The sequence below is a fragment of the Kitasatospora sp. NPDC034533 genome (assembly GCF_055575155.1).
In genome coordinates, this window is record NZ_JBVITE010000068.1 from 39,975 (window position 1) to 46,286 (window position 6,312).

Annotated in this window: 4 protein-coding genes; 2 read left to right on the plus strand and 2 right to left on the minus strand. The window is 75.6% G+C overall.

From position 1 onward, the window contains the following. Positions 1 to 26 precede the first annotated feature (26 nt). A complete protein-coding gene (locus tag ACZ55U_RS32810; RefSeq protein ID WP_465532064.1) occupies positions 27 to 377 on the minus strand; it encodes a MerR family transcriptional regulator in 351 nt (116 codons plus the stop codon). A gap of 64 nt (positions 378 to 441) precedes the next feature. Here ACZ55U_RS32810 and ACZ55U_RS32815 point away from each other — a divergent pair, with 64 nt between their 5' ends. Then, complete coding sequence (locus ACZ55U_RS32815; RefSeq protein ID WP_465532066.1) at positions 442 to 1,683, plus strand: MFS transporter; 1,242 nt, start codon at positions 442 to 444, stop codon at positions 1,681 to 1,683. On the opposite strand, the gene ACZ55U_RS32820 is transcribed toward ACZ55U_RS32815, so the two are convergent. Next, complete coding sequence (locus ACZ55U_RS32820) at positions 1,673 to 4,792, minus strand: phosphocholine-specific phospholipase C (protein ID WP_465532068.1); 3,120 nt, start codon at positions 4,790 to 4,792, stop codon at positions 1,673 to 1,675. The two genes, ACZ55U_RS32815 and ACZ55U_RS32820, sit on opposite strands and share 11 nt — an antisense overlap. A gap of 309 nt (positions 4,793 to 5,101) precedes the next feature. Here ACZ55U_RS32820 and ACZ55U_RS32825 point away from each other — a divergent pair, with 309 nt between their 5' ends. Beyond that, positions 5,102 to 6,214: a carboxylate-amine ligase gene (locus ACZ55U_RS32825; protein WP_465532070.1), complete on the plus strand. Its 1,113-nt coding sequence runs from the start codon at positions 5,102 to 5,104 to the stop codon at positions 6,212 to 6,214. Positions 6,215 to 6,312: the final 98 nt, after the last annotated feature.

Consider the following 6,312-nt stretch of genomic DNA (forward strand, 5'->3'; position numbering starts at 1 on the left):
GGGCGGGGCGCCGCGGGCGGGGCGGCCTACAGCGGGGCGGCGAGCCAGGAGGTCAGGGCCTGCTCGGTGCGCTGGAGCTGTTCGCGGCGCTCGCGGATCTCGGTGAGCCGCCGGGTCAGGCGGGCCCGGGTGACGTCGCAGCACCTGCGGTCGTCGTCCGGGTCGGGCTCGATGCAGGGGAGCATCAGGGCGACGTCGCTCGCGGTGAGGCCGGAGTCCAGGAGCGCCCTGATCCGGCGGGCCCGCTCCACGTCCTCGGCGCTGTAGTCGCGGTACCCGGACGGGCCGCGCTCGGGGACGAGCAGGCCCGTCGCCTCGTAGTGGCGCAGCCGGTGGGCGGGCACGCCGATCCGGGCGGCGGCGTCGGCGATCCGCATGCGCGCTCCTCCTGCGGGACTCGGACTTGACCTTCAGATCAGTGTGAAGGTTGATGCTGCACGCATGCAACGTTCGTCTTCGAAACTTTTCGTTCCGGTGCTGGCCTGTGCCCTGTTCGTGGTCACGACCAGCGAGTTCCAGGTCTCCGCGATGCTGAGCGCGATGTCCCGCGACCTCGGTGTCCCCGTGGCGGGTCTCGGTCTGCTGGTGACGGCCTACTCGCTGGGGATGGGGTTCGGCGGGCCGCTCGTGGCGTGGTGCCTGCGCGGGTGGGGTCCGCGGGCCGGCCTGGTGCTGGTGCTGGGCTGCTACGCGGTGGCCGAGGCGGCGGCCGGGACGGCGGGGCGGCTGGACGTCCTGGTGGCGCTGCGGGTGGCCACCGGGGCGCTCTCGGGCGCGACGTTCGGGATGGCGCTGTCCGCCGCCATGGAGCTGACCGCGGGCAGCGAGCGGGCGCGGGCCTCCTCGCTCGTGCTGGCCGGGCTGATGGGCGGGACGCTGCTCGGGCTGCCGCTGAGTCACCTGCTCGCCTCCTCCCTCGGCTGGCGGGCCTCGTTCCTGCTGCTCGCCGGGTGCGCGGCGGTGATGGCGGCGGCGGTGCTCGGCTGTCTGCCGCGGGCCGGGGCGCGGGGCGGGCGGGCGCCCGCGCGGGGCGTGCTGCGCGGCGGCGCGCTGTGGCTGCGCTACCTGGGCAGCTTCCTGACGATCGGCGGGGCGTTCGCGGCGTTCGCGTTCATCGACCCGGTGCTGGGGCGGGCGGGTCTGAGCACCGGGCAGAGCACCCTGGCGATGCTCGGCTTCGGCGGGGCGGCCTTCCTCGTGAACCGGGTGGCCGGGCGGGTGCGGGCCGGGGCCGCGCGGCCGTGGCTGGTGCTGGGGCTGGCGGTGCAGCTCGCGGCGCTGCTGGTGCTGCTGCTGGTGCCCGCGTCGCCGCTGCCGGTCGTGGTGGCGGCGGTGCTGCTCGGGGGCACCGGGATCGCGCTGAACCCGCTGCTGGTCGACCGGGTGGTGTCGGTGGCCGAGCCCGACGTGCTGGTGAACACCGTGCACACGTCGGCGATCACCCTGGGGGTGGCGGCCGCGACGGCCCTGGGCAGCCGGGCGGTCGGCGCGCGGGGCGGTGACCTGGGCGGGACCCTGCTGGTCGGGGCCGCGTTCACCGTCGCCGCGCTCGTGGCGGCGGTGGCCGTACGGGATCCGGGGCCGGCCGGGGTCCAGAGCCGGGGTCCAGAGCCGGGACCGGGGCCCGCCCGGGCGCGGGGCTCGGGCGGGCCCCGGTCGGGGCGGGGCGGGGTCAGTCGGTAACGGGGCGGGTGTCGAGGCGGATGTGGTCCAGGGCCCAGAACCAGTTGTTGCCGGCGTCGTACATGCGGAACTTGAGGGTCACGGTGCGGGCGCCGGCCGGGACCGGGACGGCGCGGGTGATCCGGGCGTTCTGGGCGTCCTTGCCGGCGTTGTCGTTGCCGGTGGCGTCGGGGCCGTAGGTGAGCAGGCGGGTCTCGGTGCCGTTGTCGAAGACGGCGGTGACGGTGGCCTTCTGCGGGGCCTCCTGGCGGTAGTGGGAGTCGAAGGCCAGGTGGAGGGTGCCGGTGCCGGCCGGGATGGTGACGGCGGGTGAGACGAGGGTGGAGTCGAAGACGCCCTTGCGGGAGGGGGAGCCGGTGTCGTCCCAGTCGTCGGGGTCGGCGACGGCGACGACGCCGAGGGCGCGGGTGAAGTTGCCGCGGTCCTGGGCGCCGAGGGTGGCCCACTCGCGCTTGGTGTGGAAGGTCCAGCCCTGGAGGCGCGTGGTGCCCTGGGGCATGCCGGGGGCGTTGACGACCGTCCAGCCCTCGGGGGCCTGGGCCGTCCAGCCGAGCAGGCCGGACTCCGGCTTGAGGGCGCCGGCCAGGGACTCGAAGTCCTGGTCGAGGAGGTGGCCGGTCATCACCGGGGCGGTGCGGGCGGCGAGTTCGCCGTCGGCGAGGGCCTGGCGGCCGTCGGCCTGGGCGCGGGCGGTGACCAGCAGGCGGTGGGTGGGGACGGCGGGCAGCCGGGCGGGCGGGGTGACCTGCCAGACGGCGGTGGCGCGGGCGCCGGCGGCGAGCTTGTCGGGCGCGGGGGTGAGGGCGGTGGCGCTCCAGCCGGGCGGCAGCAGCGGCTGGGCCTCCAGGCGGGTGAGGGCGGTGATGGCGGTCAGGGTGGCAGTGATCGTGGCAGGACGCCCGGGCAGCAGGATCGCCTCGTCGATGGTGGTGGAGGCCGCGCCGAGGGAGAGCTCGACGGTCAGCGGGTCGGCCAGGCCGAGGGCCGGGTCGGTGACGGTGCGCTCGTCCCAGGGGAAGCGCCCGGCGATGCGGCGGCGGAAGCCGAGGTCGCCCTGGACGGTGACGGCGACGTCGTACCAGCCCTCGGGGCCGACCTTGAGGTTGACGGTGCGGTCGTCGCCGGCGCCGACGCGCACCTCGCGCAGGCCGTCGCCGTAGGCGAGGTCGCCGACCAGGAAGGTCTGGGCGCTGCGGGTGCGGTTGATGACGTCGACCTCCAGCACCTTGCCGTTTCCCTCCTCGGAGAGGGAGACCTCGTAGCCGGCGGCGGTGTCGCCGCGCAGGTGCCACAGGGCGCCGTCGGGGCCGTGGACGCGCAGGTCGTAGCCGGCCGGGCCGACCTTCCAGACGTCGGACAGGCGGCTCCTGGCGGCGACGGTGTAGTGCCTGGGGGCCTCGCCGGGGGCGGGGTAGACGGCGAAGACGGCGCCCTGGCGGCCCTGGTTGACGAAGTCGAGGGTCAGTTCGTCGCCCTTGAGGCGGGGCTTGACGAGCAGGTTGTAGGGGGCGGGGCGGGCGGTGCGGGTGCCGCGCTGCTGCCGGGGGAAGATCTGCGGGCTGGGCACGGTGGGGGCGGGGAGCTTGCCGGTGTCGGTGACCTTCTGGCGGTTGCCGCTGGTGTCGGGCAGCTGGGGCCAGGCGGGGTTGCGGCCGGAGAAGTCGAAGACGTTGGTGAGGTCGCCGCACACCGCGCGCCGCCAGGGGCTGATGTTGGGCTCCTGGACGCCGAAGCGCTGTTCCAGGAAGCGCAGGACGGAGGTGTGGTCGTAGACGGTGGAGTCGACGACGCCGCCGCGCGTCCACGGGGAGACGACGACCATCGGCACCCGCACGCCCAGGCCCATCGGGTAGGGGCCGGAGACGAGGGTCTCGCCGGCGGGCAGGGTGTCGGACCAGGCGAGGGTGCCGTCGGCGGCCTTGACCCGGTACCTGCCGTCCTGGCCGACCACCCGGTAGTAGGCGGAGGAGCCCTTGGAGACGCGGACGACGACCTCGCCGTCGACCGGGACGTTGGACTTGCCGCGGCCGTCGGCCAGCGGCGGGACGGGCGGCAGCTGGTGGTCGAAGAAGCCGCCGTGCTCGTCGTAGTTGAGGATGAAGACGGTCTTCTGGAACACCTCGGGCTTGGCGGCGAGCGCGGACAGCAGCCGGGAGGTGAGGTGCTCGCCGTTCGGCGGCGCGTAGTTGGCGTGCTCGGACAGGGCCGCGGGGGCGACGATCCAGGAGACCTGCGGGAGGCGGTCGGCCTGGACGTCGGCGGCGAAGGCCTCGACGAGGGCGTCGCCCATGGCGAAGGGGTCGTTCTTCTTGGCCGGGTCACCGACGGCGCGCATGCCGCGCTCGTACAACGGCTCACCGGGCTTGGCCTTGACGAAGGGGGCGAACCAGGCGAGGGCGTTGTCGTCGAAGTTGTCCAGGGCCTGGTAGGTCTTCCAGCTGACGCCCGCCTTCTCCAGGCGCTCGGCGTAGGTGGTCCACTCGTAGCCGCCGGGGATCTCGGTGTTGTCGGTCACCGGGACGTCCCGGACGGTGCCGCCGCTGGTGCCGGTCATCAGGTGGTCGCGGTTGGTGTTGGTGTTGCACTGCACGGAGGCGTAGTAGGCGTCGCAGACCGTGAACACCGAGGCGAGGGCGTGGTAGAAGGGCATGTCGGCGGACTCGTAGTAGCCCTGGCCGAGCCAGCCGGAGGAGCGGCGGGTCACGGAGCCGTCGGCGCGGCCCTCGTTCCAGGCGCTCATCGAGTCGCCGTAGCCGAAGGAGGGCGCGCCCTGCTGGTAGGCGCTGGTGTGGGCGGCGTTCATCGCGAAGGGCAGCAGGTAGCCCTCCCTGCGGCCCGGGTCGGGCTGGTGGAACACCGAGCGGCCGTCGACGCCGCGCACGGCGGCGCGGTCGCCGAAGCCGCGCACGCCCGCCAGGGTGCCGAAGTAGTGGTCGAACGCGCGGTTCTCCTGCATCAGGACCACGACGTGCTGGATGTCCGCCAGCCGTCCGGGCCGGGCCGGGGCGGCGAGTGCCTGCCGGACGCTGATCGGGAGGGCGGACAGCACCGCGGCCGCCGCCGCGCCGCCGAGGACGCTGCGGCGCGACAGTTCGGGCTTCGGACTCATGGGGGTGGGGCTCCTTGTGGACGGACCGCGGTCTTTCGGTTCGGGGCCGGGCCGCGCGGTTCGGACCGGACCCGTTATGTGTACGAGACCGAGATGGACGCAGCCGTGGTGTCCGATGACGGGCCGATGACCGGCAAGAAGAGCCGAGCTGTACAGACAACTTGACGGTATTTGATCCAGGGAACCGGGCCCGGTGACCCCGTCCGCGGCCGGCGCCGGCCGCGCCCGCGCGCCCCGATCCGCCCACCCGCCCCACCCGCCCCGCCCGGCGGCCGCGTACGAACGGCGCTTCGGGGTAGCGGAGCGGACATGCTGACACTCGGAGTCGAGGAAGAGTACCTACTGGTCGACCCCCGCGACGGCACCCCGCTGCCCCGCGCCGCGGAGGTCCTGGCCACCGCCTCGCTGGCACCGGCGCTGCGCCCACCGGAGGCCCAGCACGAGCTGCTCCAGGTCCAGGTGGAGAGCGCCACCCCGGTCTGCGAGGACCTCGCCGAGGTGGGCCGCCACCTCGCCCGGGTGCGGTCCGGGCTGAACGCCGCCGCCGCGCAGCACGGCTGCCGCGTCGTCCCGGTCGGCTCGGCCCCGTTCGGCCCGGACGACGCGGCCGGCCGGGTGCCGGTCACCGACGACGCGCGCTACCGGCGGGCCCGGCACCAGGCGCCCGCGCTGGTCGACGACCTGATGCTCAACGGCATGCACGTCCACGTCGGCGTGCCGGACGAGGAGGAGCGCCTGGGCGCCCTGGTGCGGCTGCGGCCCTGGCTGCCCGTGCTGATCGCGCTGAGCGCCAACTCGCCCTACTGGCGCGGCGAGGACACCCGCTTCGCCAGCTGGCGCACCGTCCACTTCGACCAATGGGCCGTCAGCGGCCCGCCCCCCGCCTTCCGCGACGCCGCCGACCACCGGCGGCGGGTGGCCGCGCTGCTCGCCGCCGGGGCCGTCGCCGACGAGGGGCAGCTGTACTGGCACGCCCGGCTGTCCGGGCGCTACCCGACGGTGGAGGTGCGGGCGATGGACGTCCAGCTGACGGTCGCCGACGCCGAGCTGTTCGCCGGACTGGTCCGGGGCCTGGTCGCCGCCGCCGTCCTCGCGGAGCGGGACGGCCGCCCACGCCCGCAGACCCCCGACGAACTGCTGCGCGCCGCCACCTGGCACGCCGCCCGCACCGGGACCGGCGGCCGGCTGGTCTCCCCCACCGACGGCACCGCCCGCCCGGCCGCAGCCGTGGTCGAGGAACTGCGCGCCTTCGCCGCCCCCGGCCTGGAGGCGAGCGGCGACGCCGAACGGGTGGCCGGGCTGTGGCGGGGCTTCGAACGCCGGGGCAGCGGCGCCGAACGCCAGCGCCGCTGGTACCGCGAAGGGGGCCGCGAAGGCCTGGCCGGGCAGCTGGTGGGCTCCACCGTCACCCGTACGCCCTGACCCCGGCGGGGGGGGGGGGGGGGGGGGGGGGGGGGGGGGGGGGGGGGGGGGGGGGGGGGGGGGGGGGGGGGGGGGGGGGGGGGGGGGGGGGGGGGGGG